21 protein-coding genes and 1 pseudogene are annotated in these 25,916 nt (G+C 74.7%); 5 read left to right on the top strand and 17 right to left on the bottom strand.

Annotated features, from left to right (window positions below; genetic code table 11):
• Positions 1 to 12: 12 nt before the first annotated feature.
• The 5 genes from JN535_RS09000 to JN535_RS08980 are packed head-to-tail and all read right to left on the bottom strand — an operon-like array spanning position 13 to position 6,260.
• Positions 13 to 951: an aldehyde dehydrogenase family protein gene (locus JN535_RS09000; RefSeq protein ID WP_205205153.1), complete on the bottom strand. Its 939-nt coding sequence runs from the start codon at positions 949 to 951 to the stop codon at positions 13 to 15.
• On the bottom strand, positions 951 to 2,423 hold the full coding sequence (locus JN535_RS08995; protein WP_205205151.1) for an aldehyde dehydrogenase family protein: 1,473 nt from the start codon (positions 2,421 to 2,423) through the stop codon (positions 951 to 953). The genes JN535_RS09000 and JN535_RS08995 overlap by 1 nt, the downstream gene beginning before the upstream one ends.
• An 18-nt stretch (positions 2,424 to 2,441) precedes the next feature.
• Positions 2,442 to 3,503, bottom strand: coding sequence for a deoxyribose-phosphate aldolase (gene deoC / locus JN535_RS08990; protein WP_205205149.1), 1,062 nt, complete (start codon positions 3,501 to 3,503; stop codon positions 2,442 to 2,444).
• Between the two features lie 59 nt (positions 3,504 to 3,562).
• Positions 3,563 to 5,407 carry a phospho-sugar mutase gene (locus JN535_RS08985; protein ID WP_205205148.1) on the bottom strand — a complete coding sequence of 615 codons (1,845 nt, stop codon included), beginning with the start codon at positions 5,405 to 5,407 and terminating at the stop codon, positions 3,563 to 3,565.
• 1 nt (position 5,408) lies between these two features.
• A complete protein-coding gene (locus JN535_RS08980) occupies positions 5,409 to 6,260 on the bottom strand; it encodes a purine-nucleoside phosphorylase (protein WP_205205147.1) in 852 nt (283 codons plus the stop codon).
• A 120-nt stretch (positions 6,261 to 6,380) separates the two neighbouring features.
• Here JN535_RS08980 and JN535_RS08975 point away from each other — a divergent pair, with 120 nt between their 5' ends.
• Positions 6,381 to 7,832 (top strand): NAD(P)H-quinone dehydrogenase, encoded by a 1,452-nt coding sequence (locus tag JN535_RS08975; RefSeq protein ID WP_205205146.1) that lies wholly within the window; start codon positions 6,381 to 6,383, stop codon positions 7,830 to 7,832.
• A gap of 45 nt (positions 7,833 to 7,877) precedes the next feature.
• Here the strand turns inward: JN535_RS08975 and JN535_RS08970 are convergent, their stop codons facing one another.
• The 3 genes from JN535_RS08970 to JN535_RS08960 all read right to left on the bottom strand — a co-directional run bounded on the left by JN535_RS08970 (position 7,878) and on the right by JN535_RS08960 (position 11,195).
• Positions 7,878 to 8,351 carry a hypothetical protein gene (locus tag JN535_RS08970; RefSeq protein WP_205205145.1) on the bottom strand — a complete coding sequence of 158 codons (474 nt, stop codon included), beginning with the start codon at positions 8,349 to 8,351 and terminating at the stop codon, positions 7,878 to 7,880.
• A gap of 29 nt (positions 8,352 to 8,380) precedes the next feature.
• A complete protein-coding gene (locus tag JN535_RS21230) occupies positions 8,381 to 10,504 on the bottom strand; it encodes an endonuclease/exonuclease/phosphatase family protein (RefSeq protein WP_307868454.1) in 2,124 nt (707 codons plus the stop codon).
• A 151-nt stretch (positions 10,505 to 10,655) separates the two neighbouring features.
• Positions 10,656 to 11,195: an NUDIX hydrolase gene (locus JN535_RS08960; protein ID WP_205205413.1), complete on the bottom strand. Its 540-nt coding sequence runs from the start codon at positions 11,193 to 11,195 to the stop codon at positions 10,656 to 10,658.
• A 135-nt stretch (positions 11,196 to 11,330) separates the two neighbouring features.
• Here JN535_RS08960 and JN535_RS08955 point away from each other — a divergent pair.
• Together JN535_RS08955 and JN535_RS08950 are read left to right on the top strand one after the other, a co-directional pair.
• Positions 11,331 to 12,532, top strand: a pseudogene (locus JN535_RS08955) (MFS transporter).
• Between the two features lie 58 nt (positions 12,533 to 12,590).
• The gene (locus tag JN535_RS08950) at positions 12,591 to 13,901 is read left to right on the top strand and encodes an MFS transporter (protein ID WP_205205144.1); all 1,311 of its coding nucleotides are present in this window, start codon (positions 12,591 to 12,593) and stop codon (positions 13,899 to 13,901) included.
• A 216-nt stretch (positions 13,902 to 14,117) separates the two neighbouring features.
• Here the strand turns inward: JN535_RS08950 and JN535_RS08945 are convergent, their stop codons facing one another.
• From JN535_RS08945 to JN535_RS08910, 8 genes are all read right to left on the bottom strand, one after another.
• Positions 14,118 to 15,917, bottom strand: coding sequence for an acetyl/propionyl/methylcrotonyl-CoA carboxylase subunit alpha (locus tag JN535_RS08945; RefSeq protein WP_307868453.1), 1,800 nt, complete (start codon positions 15,915 to 15,917; stop codon positions 14,118 to 14,120).
• A gap of 195 nt (positions 15,918 to 16,112) precedes the next feature.
• Positions 16,113 to 16,772, bottom strand: a complete 660-nt coding sequence (locus JN535_RS08940; protein WP_205205143.1) for a Maf family protein — start codon at positions 16,770 to 16,772, stop codon at positions 16,113 to 16,115.
• A 60-nt stretch (positions 16,773 to 16,832) separates the two neighbouring features.
• Positions 16,833 to 17,753, bottom strand: a complete 921-nt coding sequence (locus JN535_RS08935; RefSeq protein ID WP_205205142.1) for an AEC family transporter — start codon at positions 17,751 to 17,753, stop codon at positions 16,833 to 16,835.
• Positions 17,754 to 17,833: 80 nt separating this feature from the next.
• The gene (locus JN535_RS08930; protein WP_205205140.1) at positions 17,834 to 19,576 is read right to left on the bottom strand and encodes a DUF885 domain-containing protein; all 1,743 of its coding nucleotides are present in this window, start codon (positions 19,574 to 19,576) and stop codon (positions 17,834 to 17,836) included.
• 10 nt (positions 19,577 to 19,586) lie between these two features.
• The gene (locus tag JN535_RS08925) at positions 19,587 to 20,393 is read right to left on the bottom strand and encodes a hypothetical protein (protein ID WP_205205138.1); all 807 of its coding nucleotides are present in this window, start codon (positions 20,391 to 20,393) and stop codon (positions 19,587 to 19,589) included.
• The gene (locus tag JN535_RS08920) at positions 20,390 to 20,650 is read right to left on the bottom strand and encodes an acyl-CoA carboxylase epsilon subunit (protein WP_053371138.1); all 261 of its coding nucleotides are present in this window, start codon (positions 20,648 to 20,650) and stop codon (positions 20,390 to 20,392) included. Before JN535_RS08920 ends, JN535_RS08925 begins: the two co-directional genes overlap by 4 nt.
• Positions 20,647 to 21,162, bottom strand: coding sequence for a hypothetical protein (locus JN535_RS08915; RefSeq protein WP_205205137.1), 516 nt, complete (start codon positions 21,160 to 21,162; stop codon positions 20,647 to 20,649). Before JN535_RS08915 ends, JN535_RS08920 begins: the two co-directional genes overlap by 4 nt.
• A 49-nt stretch (positions 21,163 to 21,211) precedes the next feature.
• Positions 21,212 to 22,843: an acyl-CoA carboxylase subunit beta gene (locus JN535_RS08910; protein ID WP_205205135.1), complete on the bottom strand. Its 1,632-nt coding sequence runs from the start codon at positions 22,841 to 22,843 to the stop codon at positions 21,212 to 21,214.
• Between the two features lie 160 nt (positions 22,844 to 23,003).
• Between JN535_RS08910 and JN535_RS08905 the strand changes: the two genes are divergently transcribed.
• Entirely contained in the window at positions 23,004 to 23,879 is an 876-nt protein-coding gene (locus JN535_RS08905; RefSeq protein WP_205205133.1) for a biotin--[acetyl-CoA-carboxylase] ligase, read from the top strand.
• 104 nt (positions 23,880 to 23,983) lie between these two features.
• Positions 23,984 to 25,075 carry an adenylate/guanylate cyclase domain-containing protein gene (locus JN535_RS08900; protein ID WP_307868451.1) on the top strand — a complete coding sequence of 364 codons (1,092 nt, stop codon included), beginning with the start codon at positions 23,984 to 23,986 and terminating at the stop codon, positions 25,073 to 25,075.
• Positions 25,076 to 25,116: 41 nt separating this feature from the next.
• Here the strand turns inward: JN535_RS08900 and JN535_RS08895 are convergent, their stop codons facing one another.
• Positions 25,117 to 25,884 carry an SOS response-associated peptidase gene (locus JN535_RS08895; protein ID WP_205205131.1) on the bottom strand — a complete coding sequence of 256 codons (768 nt, stop codon included), beginning with the start codon at positions 25,882 to 25,884 and terminating at the stop codon, positions 25,117 to 25,119.
• Positions 25,885 to 25,916: the final 32 nt, after the last annotated feature.

Here is a 25,916-nt window from a genome sequence, read left to right as displayed (position 1 = left end):
GCGCGGCGGAGGTCAGACGCCCTTGGGGTGCCAGACCGTCTTGGTCTCGGTGAACGCGAGGATGCGCTGCGGGCGCGGGGCCTCGGCCCAGTCGGGCTCGGCGTCGTCACCGCGGCGGCCGACGGCGGGGCGTAGGACGCGCTTGACCGAGTCGGCCGCGGCGACCTCGAGCTCGCCCCACGTGACGCCCTCGGCCCCGACGGCGCCGGCGAGGTCGATCGCGTTGACGTCGAGGTGCGACGCGAGCGGGGGAGCGAGCTCCCTGGTGTAGCCCGTGAGGACGTTGACGACGCCGCCCGGGACGTCGGACGTCGCGAGCACCTCGGACAGCGTGACGGCCGGGATCGGGCGCCGCTCGCTCGCGACGACGATCACGGCGTTGCCCGTGACGAGCGGCGGGACGATCGTCGAGACGATGCCGAGCAGCGAGGAGCGCTGCGGCGCGAGGACGACGACGACGCCCGTCGGCTCGGGCGAGGACAGGTTGAAGTACGGTCCCGCGACCGGGTTGGCGGAGCCGGCGACCTGCGCGACCTTGTCCGTCCAGCCCGCGTACCAGACCCAGCGGTCGATCGCCTCGGAGACCGCGAGCTCGGCCTGGGGCACCGTGAGCCCCTCGCCCGCGACGACCTCGGCGACGAACTGCTCGCGACGCCCCTCCAGCATCTCAGCGACGCGGTAGAGCACCTGGCCGCGGTTGTACGCCGTCGCGCCCGCCCACTTCGCCTGCGCCGCGCGGGCGGCGACGACGGCCTCGCGCGCGTCCTTGCGCGAGCCCTGGGCGACGTTCGCGAGGAACCGGTCCTTGGTGTCCGTCACCTCGTACGTGCGGCCCGACTCGCTGCGCGGGAACTTCCCGCCGACGTAGAGCTTGTACGTCCTGCGCACGCCCAGGCGCTCGGGCGCGGCGGTGCGGGTCGCGCTGGTGGGCGCTTTCGCCGTGCGGGCCATCAGTAGGTGCTCCCCTCGATCAGGTAGGGCGCCAGGCCGTGCCGGCCGCCCTCGCGTCCGTAGCCCGACTCCTTGTACCCGCCGAACGGGCTGGCCGGGTCGAACCGGTTGAACGTGTTGGACCACACGACGCCCGCGCGGAGCTGGTCGGCCATCCAGAGGATGCGCGACCCCTTCTCGGTCCAGATCCCCGCCGAGAGGCCGTACGGGGTGTTGTTCGCCTTGGCCACGGCCTCGGCAGGGGTGCGGAACGTCAGGACGCTCAGCACGGGGCCGAAGATCTCCTCGCGCGCGATCCGGTGCGCGGCGGAGACGCCCGTGAACAGCGTCGGCGCGAACCAGTACCCCGACGACGGCAGCTCGCAGTCCGGGCTCCAGCGCGTGGCGCCCTCGGCGGTGCCGGCGTCGGTGAGCTCGGTGATGCGCGCGAGCTGCTGGGGCGAGTTGATCGCGCCGACGTCGGTGTTCTTGTCCATCGGGTCGCCCACGCGCAGCGTGCCGAGGCGGGCCTTGAGCCGGTCGACGAGCTCCTCGGCGATCGTCTCCTGCACGAGCAGGCGCGACCCGGCGCAGCACACCTGGCCCTGGTTGAAGAAGATGCCGTTGACGATGCCCTCGATCGCCTGGTCGATCGGCGCGTCGTCGAACACGATGTTCGCGGCCTTGCCGCCGAGCTCGAGCGTCGCGTGCTTGCGCGTGCCCGCGATCTCCTGGGCGATGCGCTTGCCGACGGCGGTCGAACCGGTGAACGCGATCTTGTCGACGTCCGGGTGGTTCACCAGGGCCGAGCCGGTGGCGCGCGCGCCGGTGACGATGTTGACGACGCCGGCCGGCAGCTCGGCCTGGCGCAGGAGGTCCGCGAAGAGGAGCGCGGTGAGCGGCGTCGTCTCGGCGGGCTTGAGCACGACCGTGTTGCCCGTCGCGAGCGCCGGGGCGATCTTCCACGCGAGCATGAGCAGCGGGAAGTTCCACGGGATGACCTGCGCGGCGACGCCGTGCGGGCGCGGGTCGGGGCCGTAGCCCGCGTGCTCGAGCTTGTCGGCCCAGCCGGCGTAGTAGAAGAAGTGCGCGGCCGCCGTCGGCACGTCGACGTCGCGGGACTCGCGGATCGGCTTGCCGTTGTCGAGCGTCTCGAGCACCGCGAACTCGCGCGAGCGCTCGGCGAGCAGGCGCGCGATGCGGAACAGGTACTTGGCGCGCTCGCGGCCCGGCATGGGGCCCCACACCTGCTCCTGCGCGCGACGTGCGGCGCGGACGGCGCGGTCGACGTCCTCCTCGGTCGCCTCGGCGACCTCGGCGAGGACCTCCTCGGTGGCGGGGTTGACGGTCTTGAACGAGCCCGAGTCGGACGCGGGCGTGAACTCGCCGTCGATGAAGAGGCCGTACGACGACGCGATGTCGACGACGGCGCGCGACTCCGGTGCCGGCGCGTACTCGAACGGCGAGCCGGCCGTGCTGGCTGTGGTGGTCATGGTGTCCTTCAGTCCCGCTCAGTCGACGGTCACGTAGTCGGGGCCCCAGTAGGTGCCGGTGGCGAGCTTGTTGCGCTGCATGAGCACGTCGTTGAGCAGCGACGACGCCCCGAACCGGAACCAGTCCGGGTCGAGCCAGTCGCCGCCCGCGGTCTCGTTGACCGCGACGAGGTACTTGATCGCGTCCTTCGACGTGCGGATGCCGCCCGCGGGCTTGACCCCGACCGGCACACCCGTGAGCGCCCGGAAGTCGCGCACGGCCTCGAGCATGACGATCGTCACCGGGAGCGTCGCGGCGGGGGAGACCTTGCCCGTGCTCGTCTTGATGAAGTCGGCGCCCGCGAGCATCGCGAGCCACGACGCGCGGCGCACGTTGTCGTACGTGGCGAGCTCACCGGTCTCGAGGATGACCTTGAGGTGCGCGTGGTGGCCGTTGGCCCGGCACTCCTCGCGCACCGCGACGATGTCGTCGTACACCTGGGCGTAGCGCCCCGAGAGGAACGCGCCGCGGTCGATGACCATGTCGATCTCGTCCGCGCCGGCCTCGACGGCGTCGCGCGTGTCCGCGAGGCGCACCGCGCGGCTCGCGCGGCCCGACGGGAACGCGGTCGAGACGGCGGCGACCTTGACGCCCGTCCCGGCGAGCGCCTCGACGGCGACGGGGACGAGGTCGTTGTACACGCACACGGCGGCGGCCGACGGGCACGAGGGGTCGGCGGGCTCGGGGCGGACCGCCTTCGCGGCCAGCGCGCGCACCTTGCCGGGCGTGTCCGCGCCCTCGAGCGTCGTGAGGTCGACCATGCGGATGATCGTGTCGAGCGCCCAGGCCTTGGACGTCGTCTTGATCGATCGGGTGCCCAGGGCGGCCGCACGGCCGTCGGCGCCCACCTTGTCGACCCCCGGCAGGCCGTGCAGGTACCGGCGCCAGGCGGTGTCGTCGAGGAGGGCGGAACCCGTCACGGAGCGCGCGAGATCGGCGATCTCGGCAGCGGACCGGTCGGCCGAACCCGGGGTCGCCGGGGCCGTTCCGGTACCCGCCCGGCCGGTCTCGGCGACCGACGTCGGTGTCGTTGTGCTCATCGCCCCAGGTTACCCGCCGGTACGCCTCGAGGCGGGCGCGTCGCGAAGCGCACCGACGGTCAAAGACCCAGTGCTCTCTGCATGTCCGTCCTGACGCGGTCGAGGCGGTCGCGTGCGGCGGCGCGGGCCGCCGTCAGGTCGTCGTGGGACGCGTCGGGGGCGACGGGCAGCACGACCTCGAGGTAGCACTTCACCTTCGGCTCGGTCCCGCTCGGGCGCACGATGACGCGCGTCCCGTCGGCCGTGAGGATGCGCACGCCGTCGGTCGGCGGCAGGCCGTCGAGACCGGCCGACAGGTCGGCGACGTCCGCGACGCCGGCGCCCGCGAGCGTGCGCGGGGGAGCGGCCCGCAGGTGCGCCATCGTCTCGCCGATGCGGTCGAGGTCGGTGAACCGCGCGGAGAGCTGGTCGCTCACGTGCAGCCCGTGCGCGCGCGCCAGGTCGTCGAGCGCGTCGACGAGCGTGCGGCCCTCGGCCTTGAGGCGGTTCGCGAGCTGCGCGACGAGCAGCGCGGCGCTGATCCCGTCCTTGTCCCGCACGTGCGCGGGGTCGACGCAGTAGCCGAGCGCCTCCTCGTACCCGAACACGAGCCCGTCGACGCGCGAGATCCACTTGAAGCCGGTGAGCGTCGTCGCGAAGCCGAGGCCGTGCGCGGCGGCGATCTTCCCGAGCAGCCGCGACGACACGACCGAGCACGCGAGCACCCCGCCGGCGGCGCCGGACGCCGCGACCCTCCGTGCGACGTCGTCGCCGAGCAGCGCGCCCACCTCGTCGCCGTGCAGCATGCGCCAGCCGTTGGAGCGCGCGGTCTCCGCACCCTGGTAGGTGCCGACGCGCGGGTCGAACACCGCGACCGCGCAGCGGTCGGCGTCGGGGTCGTTGGCGAGCACGACGTCGGCCGCGGAGTCCTGCGCGACGGCGAGCGCGAGGTCCATCGCGCCCGGCTCCTCCGGGTTGGGGAACGCGACGGACGGGAAGTCGGGGTTCGGGTCGAGCTGTTCCTCGACCGGGACCACGGTCGTGAAGCCGGCGTCGCGCAGCACGTGCGCGACCGTCTCACCACCCACGCCGTGCAGCGCGGTGGTCACGACCTTGAGCCGGCGGGGGGCTCCGTCGGACAGGGCGAGGACCGAGCGGACGTACGCGTCCACGACGTCGCGGCCCAGGACGGTCCACCCGGAGCCCGCGCGCGGGACCGACCGCGCCGGGCCGACGGCCGCGATCGCGGCGGCGATGCGCGCGTCGTAGGGCGGGACGATCTGGGCGCCCTGGCCGGAGTCGGTGACGACGCGGCCGCCGAGGTAGACCTTGTACCCGTTGTCGGCGGGCGGGTTGTGGCTCGCGGTCACCATGACGCCCGCGTCCGCGCCGAGGTGGCGGACCGCGAACGCGAGCACCGGCGTCGGCAGCGCCGAGGGCAGGACGAGGACGTCCAGCCCCGCCGCGGTGAGCACGGACGCGCTGTCGACCGCGAACGCGCGCGAGCGGTGCCGCGCGTCGAACCCGACGACGACGCGCGGGCGAGCCGCGCCGCCGGCGCCCGCGGGGCCGAGCGTGTCGAGGAGGAAGGCACCGAGGCCCGCTGCCGCACGGATCACGACCGCGCGGTTCATGCGGTGCGGCCCGGCGGCCATGCGGCCGCGGAGGCCGGCGGTGCCGAACTCGAGCGGCCCCGCGAACCGGTCGCGGAGCTCGGCGAGGGCGGCGACGCGCACGTCGTGCTTGCGCGGGTCGGGCGAGTCCGCGAGGTCGAGCAGGTGCCGGAGCTCGTCCTGGTCGCCCGCGTCGACGTCGTCGTCGATCCACGCGGCGACGCGCCCGAGGAAGGCGCCGCGATCGGTCCCGGGGTCGAACGTCGGGTCGTCGGCGGGGTCGGTCCGGTACCCCGCGGTGCGGTCCGTCATGTCACACCAGCTTCGCGATGTCGGCCAGGAGGGCGCTGATCCGAGGTCCCGCGGCCTGGCCGGCCTCGATGACCTCGGCGTGGGAGAGCGGCGTCGGGCTGATCCCGGCCGCGAGGTTCGTGACGAGCGAGACGCCGAGCACCTCGAGGCCGCAGTGGCGGGCCGCGATGGCCTCGAGCGTCGTCGACATGCCGACCAGGTCGGCGCCGAGGATCCCGGCCATGCGCACCTCGGCCGGGGTCTCGTAGTGCGGCCCGGGGAACTGCGCGTACACGCCCTCCGGGAGCGTCGGGTCGACGCGGTGCGCGAGCTCGCGCAGGCGCGGCGAGTAGACGTCGGTGAGGTCGACGAACGTCGGCCCCTCGAGCGGGCTGCGGGCCGTGAGGTTGATGTGGTCCGAGATCAGCACGGGCGTGCCCGCGCCCCACTCCTGGTTGAGGCCGCCGCAGCCGTTCGTGAGGATGAGCGTCTCGGCGCCCGTCGCGGCAGCCGTGCGCACGCCGTGCACGACGGAACGCACGCCCTTGCCCTCGTACAGGTGCGTGCGCGAGCCGAGCACGAGCGCGTGCCGCACCGAGCCGTCCGCCCGCTCGACCCGGATCGACCGCGTCACCGAGAGGTGGCCCGCCACCGCGGGGGCGGAGAAGCCGGGGATCTCGTGCGTCGGGACCTCCGCGACGACGTCGCCCAGGAGCTCCGCGGCGCCGCCCCACCCCGAGCCCAGCACGAGGGCCATGTCGTGGCCGTCGACCCCAGTGGCCTGCGCGATGTGGTCGGCTGCGGCCCGTGCCACGAGGAACGGGTCGGTCGCGGGGTCGTCGAGCGGGGGTGTGCTCGCAGGCGTCGTCGTCATGGTCGCAAGGCTAGTCCGTCCCGAGGTGCACGACCCGACGAGCGCGAGGCGCCGTCGCGCGGCCCGCACCGTCCCCGGCGTCTCGCATGCTGACACCGGGGGACGCGACGGCCTGACAGAATGTCCGGCGTGACGCACGCGAGCATCGACCACCAGGCCACCCGCATCGTCGTCCTCGGAGGTGGGCCAGGAGGATACGAGGCCGCTCTCGTCGCCCGCCGACTCGGCGCCGACGTGACCGTCGTCGAGCGCCACGGCCTCGGCGGCGCGGCCGTGCTCACCGACGTCGTCCCCTCCAAGACCCTCATCGCGACCGCCGACTGGATGACCATCGCCGAGCGCGCCGCCGAGCTCGGCATCCGCCTGCCCGTCGACACGGCCAAGGCGCAGCACCCGGCGATGCGGCGCCACATCGTGGACCTCGAGGCCGTGAACACGCGCGTCATGGCGCTCGCGGCCGCGCAGTCCGCGGACATCCACGCGCGCCTCGAGCGCGAGGGCGTCCGCGTCGTCATCGGCGCGGGCCGCCTCGACGGCCCCGAGCGCGTCGTCGTCGACGCGCCCGACGGCGCGGACGGGCCCGTCGTGCTCGACGCCGACGTGATCCTCCTCGCTGTCGGCGCGACGCCGCGCGTCCTGCCGACGGCGCAGCCCGACGGCGAGCGCATCCTCACCTGGACGCAGCTCTACAACCTGTCCGAGCTCCCGGAGCGGCTGATCGTCGTCGGGTCGGGCGTCACCGGCGCCGAGTTCGCGGGCGCGTACAACGCGCTGGGGTCGGACGTCGTGCTCGTGTCCAGCCGCGACCGCGTGCTCCCCGGCGAGGACGCCGACGCGGCGGAGCTGCTCGAGGGCGTCTTCCGCTCGCGCGGCATGACCGTCATGTCCCGCTCGCGCGCCGAGTCCGCCGAGCGCACCGAGGACGGCGTGCGCGTGACGCTCTCCGACGGGCGCGTCGTCGAGGGCTCGCACGTCCTCATCGCCGTCGGCGCCATCCCGTCGACGAGCGGCATCGGCCTCGAGGAGGCGGGGGTCCGGCTCAGCCCGAGCGGGCACGTCGAGGTCGACAAGGTGTCGCGCACGTCGGTGCGCGGCATCTACGCGGCGGGAGACTGCACGGGCGTGCTGCCCCTCGCGTCGGTCGCCGCGATGCAGGGCCGCGTCGCCATGTCGCACGCGCTCGGCGACGCGGTCGTGCCGATCAAGCTGCGGTCCGTCGCGGCGAACATCTTCACGGCGCCCGAGATCGCGACCGTCGGGTACAGCGAGGAGCAGCTCAAGGCGCAGAGCAGCAAGTACGTCACGACCGTGCTGCCGCTCGCGCGCAACCCGCGCGCGAAGATGCTCGGCATGCGCGACGGCTTCGTCAAGCTCTTCGCGCACCCCGAGGCGGGCGTCGTGCTCGGCGGCGTCGTCGTCGCGCCGCGCGCGAGCGAGCTCGTGTTCCCCATCACGCTCGCCGTGTCGCACCGGCTCACCGTCGACGACGTCGCGTCGGCCTTCACCGTCTACCCGTCGCTGTCGGGATCCATCGCCGAGGTCGCGCGCATGCTGCACCACCGCGAGGACTGACCGCGGCGGCTCCCTCGGCCGAGCGTGGTAGGCCCTTCGCCCTGCTCAGAGCCGGCCGTCGAGGCGCAGCGTCCCGTCCGCGAACGCGAGCTCCGTGAGCTGGAACCCGGGGAAGGTGTGCTCGAGCACCCCGCCGAGCAGCGCCTGCACGTCGACCGCGACGCGCGCGTCGGGCAGCACGCGCACGGCCTCGGGCGGCATCCTCTGGGAGCGCAGCGCGCTCTGCAGCGGTGCCTCGACGAGACCGAGGAGCTTGTGCGCGGGGAGCCCGGCGGCGTGCGCCTCGACCGCGAGCACCGCGGTGCCCGCCACGACCGACTCGACGCGCAGCGTCGCCCGGACGACGGGGACGAGCCGTGCCGCGAGCCTGAGCGCCGACGGCGGGTCGGGCACCTCGCGGAGGTCGACCACGACGCGCACGTCGTCGCCCTCGCCCGTCACCGAGCGCAGGTACGGCGGCAGACCGCCCGTCGCGCGCGCGATCTCCACGGCCTCGGTCACGGTCAGCTCGATGCGCATCCCTCGACCCTAGCGGCCGGTCACGCGAGTCAGTCGTGGGCGCGAAGCTCGACGAGCAGGGGGCGGTGGTCGGAGGTGGTGACGTCGAGGACCTCGAACGAGCGGAAGGTCACGTCCTCGGAGCCGAAGACCCAGTCGATGCGGTGCGCCGGGGCGACGGACGGCGACGTGAGCGCGTCGGGGTCGCCGGCGACGTCCTGGCCGCTCTCGAGCCCGTGCTCCTCCTCGAGAAGGACGATCTCGTCCCAGCCGGGCTCGGCGTTGAGGTCGCCCGCGAGGACGTACGCACCCTCCACGGGCTCGTCGGCGAGGAGGGTATCGAGCTGGTCGAGGCGGGTCGGCGTGTTCTCCTCGCGGTGCTGCAGGTGCACGGACGTGACGCGCACGGGGACGCCCGCGGCGTCGAGCGTCGCGGAGATCGCCGAGCGCTCCTGCGGTCCGGCACCGTAGGGCAGGGCGTGACGGACCACGTCCGCGAGGTCGCCGCGCAGCGGGTCCCACAGGAGCGCGTTGCCGAACTGCCGGTCGGCCGCGGGCACGAAGACGACGCGCATCCCGGTCTCGCGCGCGAGGTAGGTCGCCATGTCCGCGCCGCCGCCGAGCACCCACCCGCGGGACACCTCCTGCAGGGTGACGACGTCGGCGCCGGAGTCCTCGATGGTCGCGGCCATCTCGTCGAGCCGGACCGACGGGTCCGCACTCACGCCGTAGTGCAGGTTCCAGTCGAGCAGGCGCAGCTCGCCGACGGGGTGGTCGGCGACGGCGGACGTCGTCGTCGGCACGTGGACCTGCGTGACCCCGACGAGCGCGAGCACGGCGACCGCCCCGCCGAGGGCGAGAGCGGGGGCCTGGGACGCGTCGGCGCGGATCGTGCCCGACGCCGCGGGGTCGCTTGTCGGGGTCGACGCACCCCGGGCCCGGAGCCCGGCGGCGACCGCCGGCACCGCCAGCGCGAGCGCGGCGGCGACGGGGACGAGCGTGTGGGGGACGGGGAGCGGGACGTCGTACTCGAGCTGGTACCCGAGCAGGGGCACGGCGGTCGTGAGCCCGGCGACGCTCGCCGCGCCCGCGAGCCGCAGCCACGTGAGCGGGCGCGCGGGGCGCGTGAGGGCGAGCGCGAGGGTTCGCGCGGCGGCGGGGACCAGCAGCACGAGCAGCGCGAGCAGCGCCCAGCCGGCCACCGCCCCGGGGCCGTCGAGGCGCGGCACCGCGAGGAACACCACGGCGACCCCGGAGACGAGCACGACGGGGGACACCCACGGCGACCCGGGCCGGGCCGACCGGCCCGCCCACGGGACGAACCACGCGGTCACCACCGCCGCGACGGCCAGCGCGGCGACCGCGGACGGCAGCGCGACGCCGGCCTGGGTCGCGGCGAAGGCGGGGTTGGCGAGCACCTGCACCGCGAGCGCGACGAGCGGGCCGAGCGCCCACAGCCCGCGCGCGCCCGGCCACGCGGCACGGCCCCGCAGCGCCCACGCGCACGCGACCGCAGCGCCCGCGATCACGACCGTCACGACCCACGCCGCGACGTCGGACCGCCAGTAGGCGTCCCACGTGCCGAGGACGGCGCTCAGTGCCCCGGCGAGCAGGGCGCCGAGCACGACGCCGAGCGCGACCAGGGACCCGCGCGCGAGTCGCCCGTCCGGACGGGCCGGCGGAGCCTCCGGCGCGCCGTGGGGGCGGCGCGCGGGGTCGAGGCCGGTGCCGTCGCGGGACGGCGTCCCGCTCGCGAACGCGGCCACGAGCACGAGCACGCCGACCCCGAGCGCGACGGTCGCGAGCCCGACGCCGTACCGCACGAGCCCGAGGTCCACGCCCGCGGCGATCGCCGTGCCGAGGCCCTGGACCGCGAGGCGGGCCACGACGAGCGCGGCCACGGCGAGCAGCACGACCTTGCCCGTGAGCTCGAGGCGCGCCGCGATCATGACGACGAGCACTCCGGGGGCGGCGTACGTCGCGAGCGCCGTGAGGGCCACGGTGACGACGCCCGCGGAGAACGCGTGGTCGAGCAGCGGGCCGCTCGACCGGACGAGCTCGACGACGATCGCGGTGACCGTCACGACGAGCACGAGCGAGACGACGGCCGCGCGGTCGGACCGGGCGGTGGGCCAGGGCACGGACCGGGCGGACGGGGGCTGCACTGCGCTCACGAGGCACGACGCTACCCGGCGGGTGCTCCGGTCCGCAGCACCCGATCGGCTCAGGACCGCAGCACGGCCCGGTCCGGGAGGGCGGCGACGAGCGCGAGCGCACGGGGAAGCGCGGCGCGAGGTGCGGTACGGCGGTGCTGCCTGCCCGCCGTCAGGCGTGGGGCGCTCGCTCGCCGAGCGCCGCGCGAAGACTCGGCCACGCGTCGGCGAACGCGGGCAGCAGGTCGAGCCTCGCGACGTCGTCGACCGGGACCCACCGGACCTCGACGCTCTCGGCGTCGGTCGCGTGCGCCTCGACGGTCGCGCCGTCCGCGACCTCCGCGAGGACGGTCGTGTACCGCCACGGGCCGTGGTCGAGCACACGCTCGCCCACGACGCGCACGTGCGCGGGGTCGATGCCCGCCTCCTCCTCGGCCTCGCGCAGCGCACCCTGGGCGGGTGTCTCGTCCGGCCCGACGGCGCCGCCCGGCACGCCCCACGTCCCGCCCTGGTCGGACCACGGGGCGCGGTGCTGGAGCACGACGTCGGTCAGCCGGCCCGCGCCGTCGCGCCGCCCGAGCAACAGCCCGGCCGCGCCGAACAGCCCCCAGTGCCGCCTGCCGCACTCGCACTCCACCCAGCCGTCGCCCGGCTGCAGGTGGCGAGGGAGCCGCGGCGGCGGCTCACCAGGGTCGCGCGGCGCGGTGGGGATCGTCACGGGGCCATGCTGCCAGGCCCGTGCGGTGTCCGGCGCGCGCGCCCGGAAAAGGGTGACCGCGGGGGCGTCGTCGCCGCGTACGCTGGTCCGCTTGTGAGCAGGCTCGGAGAGATCGTCGCGCCCCGGCGCATGGGCACCGGCTTCCGCTGGCTGCTGTCGTCCTCGTGGACCAGCAACGTCGGCGACGGCATCGCGCTGGCGGCAGGTCCCCTGCTCGTCGCGTCCCAGACCGACTCCGCGTTCCTCGTGGCGCTCGCCGCGCTGCTCCAGCGGCTGCCCTGGCTCCTGTTCGGGCTCTGGGCCGGCGCGCTCGCCGACCGCCTCGACCGGCGCGTCGTCGTCATGGTCGCCAACGCCCTCCGTGCGGTGGTCGTGGTCGCCCTGTGCGTGCTCATCGTGACCGGTCACGTGAGCATCGGCGTCGTGCTCGCCGTGATGTTCCTCTACGGCGTCGCGGAGGTGTTCGCCGACTCGGCGTCCCAGACGCTGCTCCCGATGCTCGTCGAGCCGCGTGACCTCGGCACCGGGAACGCGCGCCTCCAGGCGGGGTTCCTCGCGGCCAACCAGCTCCTCGGGCCGCCCGTGGGAGCGTTCCTCTTCGCGCTCGGGATGGCGTGGCCGTTCGTGGTCCAGGTCGTGTGCGTGGCGCTCGCCGTCGTGCTCGTGGGACGGATCGCGACCACGCCGGGCGGTGTGCGCGAGGTGCAGACGCACGTGCGCCAGGACATCGCCGAGGGCGTGCGGTGGATCCTCGGGAACGCCCGGTGCGGACGCTCGCGCTCGTCATCCTCGTCTTCAACGTGACCTGGGCCGCGCCGTGGGGCGTCCTCGTCAAGTACGCGCTCGACCACCTCGACATGGGCGAGGTCGGGTTCGGGCTGCTCACGACGGCGTCGGCGGTCGGCGGCGTCGTCGGCATCGCGTCGTTCGGGTGGCTCGAGCGGCACGTGCGTCTGTCGACGCTCATGCGCGTGTGCCTCTCGCTCGAGGTCGTCATGCACCTCGCGCTCGCGCTCACCACGACCGGTTGGGTCGCGCTCGCGATCATGGTCGTCTTCGGGGCGTACGCGTTCGTCTGGGGCTCGGTGTCCAACACGATCCGTCAGCGCGCCGTGCCGACGGAGTTCCAGGGCCGCGTCGGCTCGGTCTACATGGTCTGCGTGTTCGGTGGCATCGCCGTCGGGCAGGCGCTCGGCGGTGTCCTCGCGCAGACGTGGGGGATCACGGCACCGTTCTGGTTCGCGTTCGTCGGCGCGGGAGTCACGCTCGCGCTCGTGTGGCGCCAGCTCGGGCACATCGCCCACGCCGGGGAGGTCCCCACGGCCGACTGACGGTCCGCCGTCGGCGAATTCCGTGGACCGTGTGGGTGACGCCCGTCAAGATGTGCGGGTGAGCCATACGCCGTACGAGAACACCGACGCCACGACCGCCGACGTCCCCGACGGCGCGGAGACCGACGCCCCCGCCGACGACACGCTCGCCAAGCCCCGGTGGCGGCGGGACACCGCGATCTTCCTCTCCGGGCAGACGGTCTCGCTGTTCGGCTCGATGCTCGTGCAGTACGCCGTCATGTGGCACCTGACGATCGAGACGAAGTCCGGGGCGTTGCTCGCGCTGAGCACCCTCTTCGGGTTCCTGCCGCAGGCCGTCGTCTCGATCTTTGGCGGCGTGTGGGCGGACCGCGTGAACCGCAAGGCGCTCGTCATCGCCGCGGACGGCACGATCGCCGTGACGACCCTCGCGCTCGCGCTGCTCATGCTCGGCGGCGCGGACGACCTCTGGCTGATCTACGCCGCGCTCGCGATCCGCTCCACGGGCGCCGGCATCCAGACCCCCGCCGTCGCGGCCCTGCTCCCGCAGATCGTCCCGACCAGCAAGCTCCTGCGCGTCAACGGGATCAACCAGTCCATCCAGTCCGCGATGATGCTGCTCGCGCCGGCGGTCGCCGCGGCCGTCTACGCCAGCACGTCCATCGTCTCCGTCTTCTTCGTCGACGTCGTCACCGCCGTGATCGGGATCGGCCTCCTCCTGCTCGTCCCCGTCCCGACGCTCGCGCACGCCGCCGCGGGGGAGCGCGCCGGGTACTTCGACGACCTGGTGGAGGGCTTCCGCTACCTCGGCTCCCACCCGTTCGTGCGCTGGGTCCTCGGCCTCTACGCCGTGGTGTTCCTGCTCATCGTCGCGCCGTCGTACCTCACGCCGCTCATGGTCGCGCGGACCTTCGGCGAGGAGGTCTGGAAGCTCACCGTGAACGAGGTCGCGTTCTCCGTCGGCATGCTGCTCGGCGGTGTGCTCCTCGCGACCTGGGGCGGGCTGAAGAACCGCGTCGCCATGATCGTCGGCTCGACCTTCGTGTTCGGCGTGCTGTCCGTCGCGATGGGCCTCTCGACCAACATGTGGGTCTTCTTCGCCTTCATGTTCCTGCTCGGCCTGTCCGTCCCACCGTTCTCGACGACCTCCATGACCGTCCTCCAGGAGACCGTCGAGCCCGAGCGCCAGGGCCGCGTCTTCGGCTTCGTCGGCATCGTCATGGCCGTCTCGATGCCGCTCGGCATGGTCGTCTTCGGCCCGCTCGCCGACCGCTTCACCGTCGAGTCGCTCCTCGTCGTCTCGGGGATCCTCATGTTCCTCGTCATCACCGTCGCCGTCGCGCTCCCGTCGGGCCGTCGCGCCATCCGTGCCGCGGCCCAGCACGACTAGCAGTCACCCCGTCGCGGTCGGGGTCGGGTCTACGGCCCGCAGGGTCGGGTCCGCGGCGGGGTCAGACCGTGTGCTCGGACTGGCGCACCATCACCCTGGTCTGGCTGGCGGGAGTTCTGGGAGTGCGCCTCTGACGTCCTTCGCGCACGGTCCGACCCCACCGCTCGTCGTGCCTGTCACCGCCCGGCGAGCGGTGCCCGGCGGTGGCAGGGCAGGTCAGTCGACGATCTCGCAGATGGCCGTGCCGGAGCTGACGCTCGCGCCCGCGGTGGCGGAGAGGGAGCGGACGGTGCCGGCGCGATGGGCGAGGAGGGGCTGCTCCATCTTCATGGCCTCGAGCACGACGACGAGGTCGCCCTCGGCGACCCGGGTGCCGTCGGCGACGGCGACCTTGACGATCGTGCCCTGCATGGGGGAGGCCAGCGTGGTGCCGGAGCCGCCGCCGTTGGCCTTCGCGGCGCTGCGGCGCGCGGGCCGGCGGGCGGCGTTGGCGGTGCGGGCGCGACCTGCCGCCATGCCGAGGCCGGCCGGGAGGACGACCTCCAGGCGCTTGCCGCCCACCTCGACGACGACGCGCTCGGTCGCGAGCGGCTCGTCCTCCGCGTCGGCGGGCGCGGCCGGGGCGGGCGCGAGCGCGGCGAGCTCGTCGGCGAACTCCGTCTCGATCCAGCGGGTGTGGACGCGGAACGGCTCGTCGTCGGTGGGGACGAACGCCTCGGCGTCGAGCACGGCGCGGTGGAACGGCACGACGGTCGGGATGCCCTCGACCTCGAGCTCGCGCAGCGCACGGCGGGCCCGCTGGACGGCCTGCTCGCGCGTTGCGCCGGTGACGATGACCTTGGCAATCATGGAGTCGAACGCGCCGGAGATCGTGTCGCCCTCGGCGACGCCGGAGTCGACGCGCACGCCGGGGCCGGACGGGAAGCGCAGGCGCGTGATGCGGCCGGGGGCGGGGAGGAAGTTCGCGGCGGGGTCCTCACCGTTGATCCGGAACTCGATCGAGTGGCCGCGCACCTGCGTCGACGTGTAGCCGAGCGGCTCGCCCGCGGCGATGCGCAGCTGCTCGCGGACGAGGTCGATGCCGGTGACCTCCTCGGACACGGGGTGCTCGACCTGGAGTCGCGTGTTGACCTCGAGGAAGGAGATGGTGCCGTCGGCGCCGACGAGGAACTCGCACGTGCCCGCGCCGACGTAGCCGGCCTCGCGCAGGATCGCCTCGGACGCCTTGTACAGCTCGGCCTCCTGGGCGGGGCTGAGGTACGGCGCGGGGGCCTCCTCGACGAGCTTCTGGTGGCGGCGCTGCAGGGAGCAGTCGCGCGTCGAGACGACGACGACGGTGCCGTGCTCGTCCGCGAGGCACTGGGTCTCCACGTGCCGGGGCGTGTCGAGGTAGCGCTCGACGAAGCACTCGCCGCGCCCGAACGCGGCGGTGGCCTCGCGGACCGCGGACTCGTAGAGCTCGTCGATCTCGTCGGCCGTGCGCGCGACCTTGAGCCCGCGTCCGCCGCCGCCGAACGCCGCCTTGATCGCGATGGGCAGGCCGTGCTCGGCGGCGAACGCGTGCACCTCGCTCGCGTCGGCGACCGGGTCGGGCGTGCCGGGGACCAGCGGGGCGCCCGCGCGCTGCGCGATGTGGCGCGCGCTCACCTTGTCGCCGAGCGCGTCGATCGCGGCGGGCGGCGGGCCGATCCAGACGAGCCCGGCGTCGAGCACGGCCTGCGCGAACTCCGCGTTCTCGGCCAGGAAGCCGTACCCGGGGTGCACCGCGTCCGCGCCGGAGCGGCGCGCGACGTCGAGCAGCTTCGCGATGTCGAGGTACGTCTCGGCCGCCCGGGCGCCGCCGAGCGCGAACGCCTCGTCGGCGAGGTGCACGTGCGGCGCCTGGCGGTCGGGGTCGGCGTAGACCGCGACGGACGCGATACCGGCGTCGGCGCAGGCACGGACGATCCGGACGGCGATCTCGCCACGGTTGGCGACGAGGACCTTGCTCAGGGGGCGGGTGGGGTTCGCGGGCACGGCTCACGGTAACGCGTGCGCGCCGCGCCGATCACGCTCCCGGGCCGGTACCGTGCAAGATTGGAGAAGAAGCCAAGCCGCGCGGAGGGCGGTTGGAGGAAACCTCCATAGCGGCGCGCTCCTGGGCGTCGCTCGGCCCGTGGGGTTGTCCGGCGCCCACAACGAGCGCCGACGACGGACGCCGGCTGCCCGGTCTCAGGCGCGCAGCTCGTGCCACGCGACGCCGGCCTCGTGGAGCAGCGAGCGCAGCAGCGGGAGGCTGATCCCGACGACCCCGTGGTGGTCGCCCTCGATGCGCTCGACGTAGGGCCCGCCGAGGCCGTCGACCGTGAACGCACCCGCGACGTGCAGGGGCTCGCCGGTGGCGACGTACGCGTCGATCTCGTCGTCGGTGAGGTCGGCGAAGTGGACGGTCGTCGAGCTCGTGGCGCCCGTCGCGGTGCCGGTCCCGCCGTCGGACGGCCGGCGCAGGTCCACGAGCCAGTGGCCGGTGTGCAGGACGCCGGCCCGGCCGCGCATCGCGCGCCAGCGGGCACGGGCGTCGTCGGCGTCGGCGGGCTTGCCGAGCACCTCGCCGTCGAGCTCGAGCATCGAGTCGCAGCCGACGAGCAGCGTGGGGTCGTCGCCCGGCGTGGCGGACCCGTCCTCGGCGAGCGTGCGCACGATCTCCTCGGCCTTCGCGCGGGCCAGGACGAGCACCGCGTCCACGGGCTCGAGCCCGCCGCGCTCCGCGGCGGCCGCCCGCAGGACCGCGTCCTCGTCGACCCCGGAGACGCGCACGAGGGGTTCGACACCGGCCGCGCGCAGCGTCGCGAGGCGGGCGGGGGACCGGGAGGCGAGGACGAGTCGGAGCACCCGCGCAGACTACCCGCCGAGCACCGGCGACACCGGACGGCAGGACGCCCGACGACCCCGCTACGCGACGAGGAGCGCCGCGACGACCAGCACGACGGGCGAGCCGAGCGTCGTCACGAGGATCGTGTCGCGCGCGAGGATCTCGCCCCGCCCGAACCGCGCCGCGTAGTTGTAGACGTTCTGGGCTGTGGGCAGCGCGGCGAGCGTGACGGCCGAGGCGACCGCGGCGTCGTCGAGCCCGAGGACGAGCCGGGCGACGACGAACGCCACGACCGGCATGACGAGGAGCTTCGCGACGCTGGCGACGCCGACCGCCGCTCGGGGCTCGCCGCGCCGCAGCGGCCTGGTGCCGTGCAGCGACATGCCGAAGGCGAGCAGGATCATCGGGATCGCGGCGCCGCCGAGGATGTCGAGCGGCGCCATGACCGCGACGGGTGGCGTCCAGCCGGTCACGGAGACGACGGCGCCCGCGAGCGACCCCAGGATGATCGGGTTGCGCACGGGCTGGGCGAGGACGAACCGCCAGGACAGCCGCCCGCTCGTCGTCGCGTCGAGGACGAGCAGGGTCACGGGTGCGAGCACGAGGAGCTGGAGCAGGATCACCGGCACGACGGCGGTCGCGTCGCCGAGCACGTACACCGCGACGGGCAGGCCGATGTTGTTCGCGTTCACGTAGCCGGAGCCGACGGCCCCGACGGTCGCCTCGGGTGCCGGGAGCCGGAGCCACAGCCGGTCGACGAGCACGAACACGCCCGCCGTCACGACGGCCGACGCCGCCGAGACCGCGAGCGGCGCCTGGAGGAGCGCTCCGACGTCGGCGCGCGCGAGGACGGTGAACAGCAGCGCCGGGCTCGCGACGAAGAACCCGATGCGGTTGAGGGCCGTCTGCGCGTCGGGGCCGCCGATGCCGAGGCGCGCGGTGACGTACCCGGCCGCGACGACCACGGCGATGATGGCGAAACCGGTGAGGACGGCGCCCACGCGTCAGGTCCCCGGGGCGCGGCGGACGCCGGTCGGCCCGGGCCGGCGCGAGGCCGACCCGGGCCGGGCCGACGACCGGGTCACGAGGTGAGCGCGTCGCGCAGCACGTCCAGGCCGACCGAGCCGAGATTCAGCGCGCGTGCGTGGAAGGCCTTGGCGTCGAACGCCTCGCCGCGGGCGGTCGCCGCCGCGCGCGCGTCGTCTCGCGTGGCCTCCCACAGGCGCTGGCCGACCTTGTACGACGGCGCCTGGCCCGGCCAGCCGAGGTAGCGGTCGAGCTCGAAGCGCACGAACGAGTCGGGCATGTTGACGTTCGCGCGCAGGAACGTGAGCGCCTTGTCGGCGTCCCAGGTCCCGCCGCCCCACTGCTCGGGCGCGGGCAGGCCGAGGTGAACGCCGATGTCGAGCACGACGCGGGCCGCGCGCATGCGCTGCGCGTCGAGCATGCCGAGGCGGTCGCCGTCGTCGTCGAGGAACCCGAGGTCCGCCATGAGGCGCTCCGCGTACAGGGCCCAGCCCTCGCCGTGGCCCGAGACCCAGCACGCGAGCCGGCGCCACGTGTTGAGCGTCGCGCGCGCGTACACGGCCTGGCCGCACTGCAGGTGGTGGCCCGGGACGCCCTCGTGGTAGACCGTCGTCTTCTCGCGCCACGTGTTGAACTCCGTGACGTCCGACGGCACCGACCACCACATGCGGCCCGGCCGGGAGAAGTCGTCGCTCGGGGGCGTGTAGTAGATCCCGCCCGTCTGCGTCGGCGCGATCATGCACTCGAGGTCGAGCACCGGCGCCGGGACGTCGAAGTGGACGCCGTTCAGCGCGCTGATCGCCGCGTCCGACGTCTCCTGCATCCACGACCTCAGGGCGTCGGTCCCGTGCAGCGTGCGGGCCGGGTCGGCGTCGAGGGCGGCGACGGCGTCCTCCACGCTCGCACCGGGACCGGCGATGCGGCGCGCGATCTCCTCCTGCTCGGCGACCACGCGCGCGAGCTCCTCGAGCCCCCACGCGTACGTCTCGTCCAGGTCGACCTGCGCGCCGAGGAACGTGCGCGAGAAGAGCCCGTAGCGCTCGCGGCCTACCGCGTCCTGCTCGCGGGCCTGCGGCGCGAGCGTCGTCTCGAGGAAGTCCGCGAGGCGGCCGTAGGCCTCGCGCGCCGCGGCGGCGCCGTGCTCGAGCTCCTTGCGGACGAGCGAGCACGCGGAGGAGTCGTCGAGGACGGCGTTCGCCTCGGGGCCCGCGACGAACGTCGTGAAGAACGATCCCTTGGCGTCCGCGAGCTCGCGCGACTGCTGCACGCCGATCCGCACCTGGCGGATCGCGGCGACGTTGCCGCGGGCGGCCGCCTCCGTCAGCGACGCCATGTAGCCGTCGATCGCGGTGGGCAGGGAGCCGAGGCGCGAGGCGATGTTCTCCCAGGCCTCGACCGTGCCGGTCGGCATGATGTCGAAGACGTCGCGCAGCTCCTGCACCGGCGACGCGATGTTGTTGAGGCTCGCGAGCGGCTCGCCCGCCTCGTGCAGCTCGAGCTGGAGGCCGACGCGCTCGCGCATCGCGGCGAGGGTGACACGGTCGACGTCGTCGACCGGCTCCAGGCCCTCGAGCTCGCGCAGCACCGCGCGGTCGGCGTCGGCCCGCGCGTCGTGCCCGGCGGGCGAGAGGTCGGAGACGAGGTGGTCGTAGCCGGACAGCCCCATCGCGGTCGCGGCGATCGGGTCGAGCTCGGCGATCCGCGTGACGTAGGCCTCGGCGACGGCGTCGATCGGCGTGGGTGTGCGGTCGGGGGTCCCGGCGGATGCGCCGGCGGGTGTGGTGGTGGTGTCGCTCACCCGGACGAGACTACTCGGCGCCCGGTTCTCGGTCTGCCGGATTCCCGGGGTCCTCGCCGGGGTCGCCCGCGCTCGCGTCCGCGGGCGTGTCCTCGGGAGCAGCCGCGGCGGACCGGGCCCGCAGCGCCGCCGCGAGGTCGTCCGCCCAGGTGCGGTGGTAGCGCACGAGCACCACCCCCGTCGCGTCGGTGTCGTCCGCCGCGTGCCAGACGGCGACCGGGTCGCCCTGGCGCGGACCTGCCACGCCGGCGGGCACGACGACGCGCGCCGGGCGTGCGGTCCTCGCGCCGGACGCGGTGGTGACGACCAGCGTCGCCCGCACGACCGCCGGACCCGCCGTCCCGGTGCTCGTGGCGGGGCCCTGCGCGCCGCCCGCAACGGTGCCCTCGGAGGTGCCCTCGGCGGTGCCCGTGGTCGGGTCCGCGGCACCGACACCGGGGAGCGCGAGCGTCCCGGTCGCCCGGACCGGCGCGGCGAGCAGCGCGTTGCGGCCGCGGGCGAGCCCCGTCACGGCACGGTCGTCCTGGTAGCGCACGAGCGCGAGCAGGGCCGTGACGAGGAGCCCCAGCGTCGCGACCACCACGACGGCGTCCGGCACGGGCCAGCCGCGGCCCGACGCGAGGCGCTGATAGACGAGCAGCGTCACGGTCGGGACGAACGCCACGGCCCAGGCCCAGCGGCGCCAGCCCGGCACGGGCGCGACCGCCGGCAGGCCGGTGGGGTCCGCCTCGACCTCGTCGGCGGACGCGGGAAGCTCGACGAGCACGCCCCGCTCGGGCAGGCGGCGCACGCGGGGCGACGCGCTCGGAGCGGTCACGACCGCAGGCTCCAGCGCCACGAGTCGGCGTTGTGCCGGCCGGAACGACCGCCGAAGCTCTTCGCGGTCGCGCCGTCCCCGGTCCCGCGCAGCCCGCGCGCCCGGTTGGTCCACTCGTCGACGGGCGCGACGTCGTCGGGCAGGCCGCTCGCGGCCGCGGCGGCGGCGAGGCCGGCGACGAGCGCGGCGACCTCGAGCTCGTCCGGCGCGCCCCGCACGACGCGGACGCTCGGGGCGTCGGGCCGCGGCGTGCTCACTCGTCGTCCTCGTCGTGGTCGTGGTCGTCGGCCCCGCGACCCACGCCCCACTCGGGGACGGCGTAGCCCGCCTCGACGAGCCGCTCGCGCGCCTCGTGACCCCACCGGTCCAGGAGCCCGACGACGTCGTCGAGGTCCGGCCCGCCGGGGTGCGTCATGACGACGTAGTCGAGCGTGAAGGTGTCGTCCTGCACGTCGGCCGGCGAGGCGTCGTCGTCGACCTCCTCGTCGGTGCCCGGGTCCCACACCGACGTCGTGAGGTCGGCGTGGATGCCGAGCGCGCCGTGCAGCTCGTCGAACAGCCGGGCGTTGAGCGCGCCGATGCGGCCCTCGAGCGCGAGGACGCGCGGGTCCTCGTCCGCCTCGGACGCCCCGAACTCGGCCCGTACCCCGACGGCCGTCTCGACGTACTCGTGCAGCGCCGCCGTGAGCGCGTCGACCGCGGCGTGCAGCGGCGCCGGGTCCACCGACCCGAGCGGCACGGGCCCGTGCGTGGCGTCGTCGTGGCTCATTCCTGGTCCTCCCTCGCGAGGCTCGTGGGGTGCTCGTGCTCGCTCGCGGTCACAGCGGGATGTTGCCGTGCTTCTTGGGCGGCAGGCTCGCGCGCTTGGTGCGCAGCGCCCGCAGCGCACGCACGACCTGCACCCGGGTCTCGGACGGGCGGATCACCGCGTCCACGTAGCCGCGCTCCGCGGCGTCCCACGGGTTGACGATCGCGTCCTCGTACTCGGCGACGAGCCGGGCGCGCTCCGTCTCGACGTCCTCGCCGGCGTCGGCCGCACGCTTGAGCGCCGCCCGCTGGAGGATGTTCACCGCGCCGCCCGCGCCCATCACGGCGACCTGCGCCGTCGGCCACGCGAGGTTGACGTCGGCGCCGAGCTGCTTGGAGCCCATGACGATGTACGCGCCGCCGTACGCCTTGCGGGTGATGACGGTGACGAGCGGGACGGTCGCCTCGGCGTAGGCGTAGATGAGCTTCGCGCCCCGGCGGATGATGCCCTGGTGCTCCTGGTCGACGCCCGGCAGGAAGCCGGGGACGTCCACGAGCGTGAGCACGGGGATGTTGAACGCGTCGCACGTGCGGACGAACCGCGCCGCCTTCTCGGCCGCGTCGATGTCGAGCGTGCCCGCCATCGCGAGCGGCTGGTTCGCGACGACGCCGACCGACTGGCCCTCCACGTGCCCGAACCCGACGAGCACGTTCTTCGCGAACAGCGGCTGCACCTCGAGGAACGCGCCCTCGTCGAGCACGTGCTCGATCACCGTGCGCATGTCGTACGGCTGCGAGTCCGAGTCGGGCACGAGCGCGTCGAGCTCGAGGTCCTGCTCGGTGACGTCGAGCTCGACGTCCTCGGGCGGGAACGACGGCGCGTCCGAGAGGTTGTTCTGCGGCAGGTACGACACGAGGTGGCGCACGTAGTCGATCGCGTCGTCCTCGTCGGCCCCGAGGTAGTGCGCGACGCCGGACTTCTCGTTGTGCGTCAGGCCGCCCCCGAGCTCCTCGAAGCCCACGTCCTCGCCCGTCACGGCGCGGATCACGTCCGGCCCGGTGATGAACATGTTCGACGTCTTGTCGGCCATGACGATGAAGTCCGTGAGGGCGGGGGAGTACACCGCACCGCCCGCGCTCGGGCCGAGGATGAGCGAGATCTGCGGGATCACGCCCGACGACGCGACGTTGCGGCGGAAGATCTCCGCGAACTGCGTGAGCGCGGCGACACCTTCCTGGATGCGCGCGCCGCCGCCGTCGGAGATGCCGATGAGCGGCACCCCGGTGCGCAGCGCGAGGTCCTGCACCTTGGTGATCTTCTGCCCGTGGACCTCGCCGAGGCTCCCGCCGAACACCGTGAAGTCCTGCGAGTACACGCACACCTGGCGGCCGTCGATCGTGCCGTGGCCCACGACGACGCCGTCGCCCGCCAGGCGCTTCTTCTCCAGGCCGAAGTTGTGCGAGCGGTGCTTCGCGAACGCGTCGAGCTCGACGAAGCTGCCCTCGTCGAGCAGCGCCTCGATGCGCTCGCGCGCCGTCTTCTTGCCGCGCGCGTGCTGCTTGGTCCGCGCCGCCTCCTCGGGCAGCTCGGTCGCCTCGGCACGGCGGCGGTCGAGGTCGGCGAGCTTGGCCGCGGTGCCCACGAGGTGGGGTGCGTCGGCGTGCTCGGTCGTCGCGGGCGAGGTCGTCGCAGATTCCGTCACGGACCCGAGCCTAGTTGGCGGGTGGCACCAACTCGATGCGGGCGTCGCCAGCACGCCGGGGGCCCGTCTTGGTGGGTGTCCACAAACCCGTCGCGCGCCCGTGGCGGGCCGTGACGGCGGCGCTCGTGCCGGGGCGGACGCGTGCGGGAGGATGACGGGCATGGCGAGCGCGCGTGACGACGAGTCCCGGCCCGACGGCGAGCGGCCCGGGCTGCGGGCCGAGTTCCTCCGGGAGCTCCTGGTGGCGCCCGCGGGTCCGCTCGCGCGGCTGGAGGTCGTGGCCGAGTCCGCCTCGACCAACGCCGAGCTCGCGCGCGCCGTCGCCGAGGACCCCGGTGCCTGGCCCGCACCCGCGCTCCTCGTCGCCGAGCACCAGCCGGGTGGTCGAGGCCGGCTGGGCCGCTCGTGGACGACCCCGCCGCGCGCCGCGCTCCTCGGCTCGCTCCTCCTGCGCCCCGACGTGCCGCGCGGGTCGCTGAGCTGGCTCCCGCTCCTCGCCGGGCTCGCGACCGCCCGCGCGCTGCGCGCGACCGCCGGGGTGGACGCCGTCGTGAAGTGGCCGAACGACGTCCTCGTGCCCGACCCGGGCGCGGGCACGCCCGCACCTCTGCGCAAGGTGGCCGGCATCCTCGCCGAGGTGCTGCCGGACGGCGGAGTCGTCGTCGGCGTGGGCCTCAACGTCTCGCAGCGGCGCGACGAGCTGCCCGTCGTCACGGCCACGTCCCTCACCCTCGCGGGCGCCGCGACGGCGGACCGGGAGGTCGTGCTCGTCGCCCTCCACGAGGCGTTCGGCGAGATCCTCGGGCGCTGGCAGGAGTCCGGGGGAGACGCGCGCGCCGCAGGGCTCGACACCGACTGCGCCGAGGTCAGCGCCACGCTCGGCACGCGCGTGCGCGTCGAGCGTGTCGGCGGCGGCGACGTCGTCGGGCTCGCGACCGGGCTCGCGCCCGACGGCGGCCTGGTGGTGCGCGAGGACGACGGGACGGAGCGCGTCCACCACAGCGGCGACGTCCACCACCTGCGCCCGCACGACTGACGGTGCCGGCGACCAGATCGGCGGTCCGGGACGAGATCGGCACGCGTGCCGACGTCGCACGCGTGCCGATCTCGCCGACCCGAGCCGAGGAATAGGATCGCCGGGTGCCCGTGGACCCTGAGCAGAACGAGCCCGTCACCACCCCGACCGTGACGCCCGAGCGGAGCGCCGAGCCGGATCCGGACGCCACGTCTCCCGCCACCGAGGCCGTGCTCGACGAGGCGCTCCTGGGTGGTCCGCGGACCCTCACGGTCGAGCGGCTCGCGGAGCGCGCCGGGGTCGACGAGCAGCGGGTGCGTGCCTACTGGCAGGCGCTCGGCCTCCCGCTCACGGAGGGCGAGGAGCACGCCTTCACCGAGAAGGACGCGCAGGCGCTCGCGGACGTGTTCGCGTTCGCCGAGGCGGAGGAGCTCGACCAGCGGGCGCTGACGACCCTCATCCGCTCGACAGGCCACACGACCGAGCGGCTCGTGCTCTGGCAGGTCGAGGCGCTCGTGGAGCACATGACGCGCCGGTTCGAACTCGACGACACGAGCGCGCGCCTGCTCGTGCTCGACCGGCTGCCCGAGCTCGCGCCGGTCCTCGAGGAGCAGCTTCTCCACGCCTGGCGCCGCCAGCTCGCGGCGGTCGCCGGACGCTTCGCGGTCGAGTTCTCGGACGCGCGTGCCACCGCGGTCGACGAGCACGAGCTCCCGCTCCCGCGCGCGGTCGGGTTCGCGGACATCGTGTCCTTCACGCAGCGCACGCGCGGGCTGGGGTCGAGCGAGCTCGCCGAGTTCGTCCAGCTCTTCGAGACGAGCGCGCGCGACGTCATCACGGCCGCGGGCGGGCGCGTCGTCAAGACGATCGGTGACGCGGTGCTCTACGTGGCCGACGACGTCGCGACCGGGGCCCGCGTCGCGCTGGGCCTGGCCGCGGCCGGGGGCAGGGAGGAGGACGTCGACGTCCCGCCCGTCCGGGTCAGCCTCGTGTGGGGCCGTGTGCTGTCGCGGTTCGGCGACGTGTTCGGGCCGAGCGTCAACCTCGCCGCCCGCCTGGTCGACATCGCCGAGCCGACGACGGTCCTCGTCGACCGCGACACGGCCGGCCTGCTCGCGGGGGACCAGCGCTTCGCGCTCACGGCGCAGCCCGAGACCGAGGTGCAGGGGCTCGGCACGATCGAGCCCGTCCGCCTCCAGTGGGCCTATCGGGGCTGAGACCCGCGCTCACGGGCCCTGCGTGCGCCGGCGCCCGGGCGTCAGACGGCCTCGAGCAGGCCGGGCCCGTCGTTCGTCACCGAGTTGACCAGGGTCGAGATCTCCCGGGCGACCATCGGGACGTCGTCGTGCGGGCCGCCCAGCCCGAGCAGGTCGGCCGCCCCGCGGGCGTCGACCGCCGGGTCGAGCCACGCGTCCCAGGCGTCGGCGGGCAGAGCGAGCGGCATGCGGTCGTGGATCTCGGCGAGGTACGGCGCCGCGTCCGTCGTGATGATCGTCGTCGAGACGAGCCAGCGGTCGGGGTCGTCGTCCGCCTTGCCCCGGTCGCGCCAGAACTCGTAGAGCCCGGCGAACGCGGCGCTCCCGCCGTCGCCCGGCGCGATCCAGTACGGCTGCTTGGGCACCTTGCCCCGGCGCGCGGGCGCGCCCGCGGACCCGGCCGGGGACGCGCCGTCGGGCAGGACGCGCCACTCGTAGTACCCGTCCGCGGGCACGAGGCAGCGGCGGACGCCGAACGGCCTGGCGAACGCCGGCTTGTCGAGGATCGACTCCGCGCGCGCGTTGATCATGCGCGCGCCGCCCTTGGGGTCCTTGGACCACGACGGCACGAGGCCCCAGCGCGCCACCCGCAGCGAGCGCCGGACCTCGCCCGTGTCCTTGGCCGCGCGCTCGACGACGATCCGCACGGGGTCGGTGGGCGCGAGGTTCCACGACGGCGGCAGGAGCCGCGCGTCGTCGGCGACGTCCGCGATCGCGAACTCGTCCGCGAGGTCCTGCGCGTCCCGGAAGGAGGCATAGCGTCCGCACATGCCTCCAGCCTGCCGCACGCCACCCACGCGCG

The sequence above is a fragment of the Cellulosimicrobium cellulans genome (assembly GCF_016921195.1).
Lineage (GTDB): Bacteria > Actinomycetota > Actinomycetes > Actinomycetales > Cellulomonadaceae > Cellulosimicrobium > Cellulosimicrobium cellulans_F.
This window is presented reverse-complemented; position numbering and strand designations above follow the sequence as displayed.

What these genes read in the sequence shown, in the direction of transcription:
- JN535_RS08975 (WP_205205146.1), top strand. Translation starts at nt 6,381, where the DNA reads ATGTCCGGCGTGACGCACGCGAGCATCGACCACCAGGCCACCCGCATC.
- JN535_RS08970 (WP_205205145.1), bottom strand. Translation starts at nt 8,351, where the DNA reads ATGCGCATCGAGCTGACCGTGACCGAGGCCGTGGAGATCGCGCGCGCG.
- JN535_RS08980 (WP_205205147.1), bottom strand. Translation starts at nt 6,260, where the DNA reads ATGACGACGACGCCTGCGAGCACACCCCCGCTCGACGACCCCGCGACC.
- JN535_RS09000 (WP_205205153.1), bottom strand. Translation starts at nt 951, where the DNA reads ATGGCCCGCACGGCGAAAGCGCCCACCAGCGCGACCCGCACCGCCGCG.
- JN535_RS08985 (WP_205205148.1), bottom strand. Translation starts at nt 5,407, where the DNA reads ATGACGGACCGCACCGCGGGGTACCGGACCGACCCCGCCGACGACCCG.
- JN535_RS08915 (WP_205205137.1), bottom strand. Translation starts at nt 21,162, where the DNA reads ATGAGCCACGACGACGCCACGCACGGGCCCGTGCCGCTCGGGTCGGTG.
- JN535_RS08895 (WP_205205131.1), bottom strand. Translation starts at nt 25,884, where the DNA reads ATGTGCGGACGCTATGCCTCCTTCCGGGACGCGCAGGACCTCGCGGAC.
- deoC (WP_205205149.1), bottom strand. Translation starts at nt 3,503, where the DNA reads ATGAGCACAACGACACCGACGTCGGTCGCCGAGACCGGCCGGGCGGGT.
- JN535_RS08995 (WP_205205151.1), bottom strand. Translation starts at nt 2,423, where the DNA reads ATGACCACCACAGCCAGCACGGCCGGCTCGCCGTTCGAGTACGCGCCG.
- JN535_RS08905 (WP_205205133.1), top strand. Translation starts at nt 23,004, where the DNA reads ATGGCGAGCGCGCGTGACGACGAGTCCCGGCCCGACGGCGAGCGGCCC.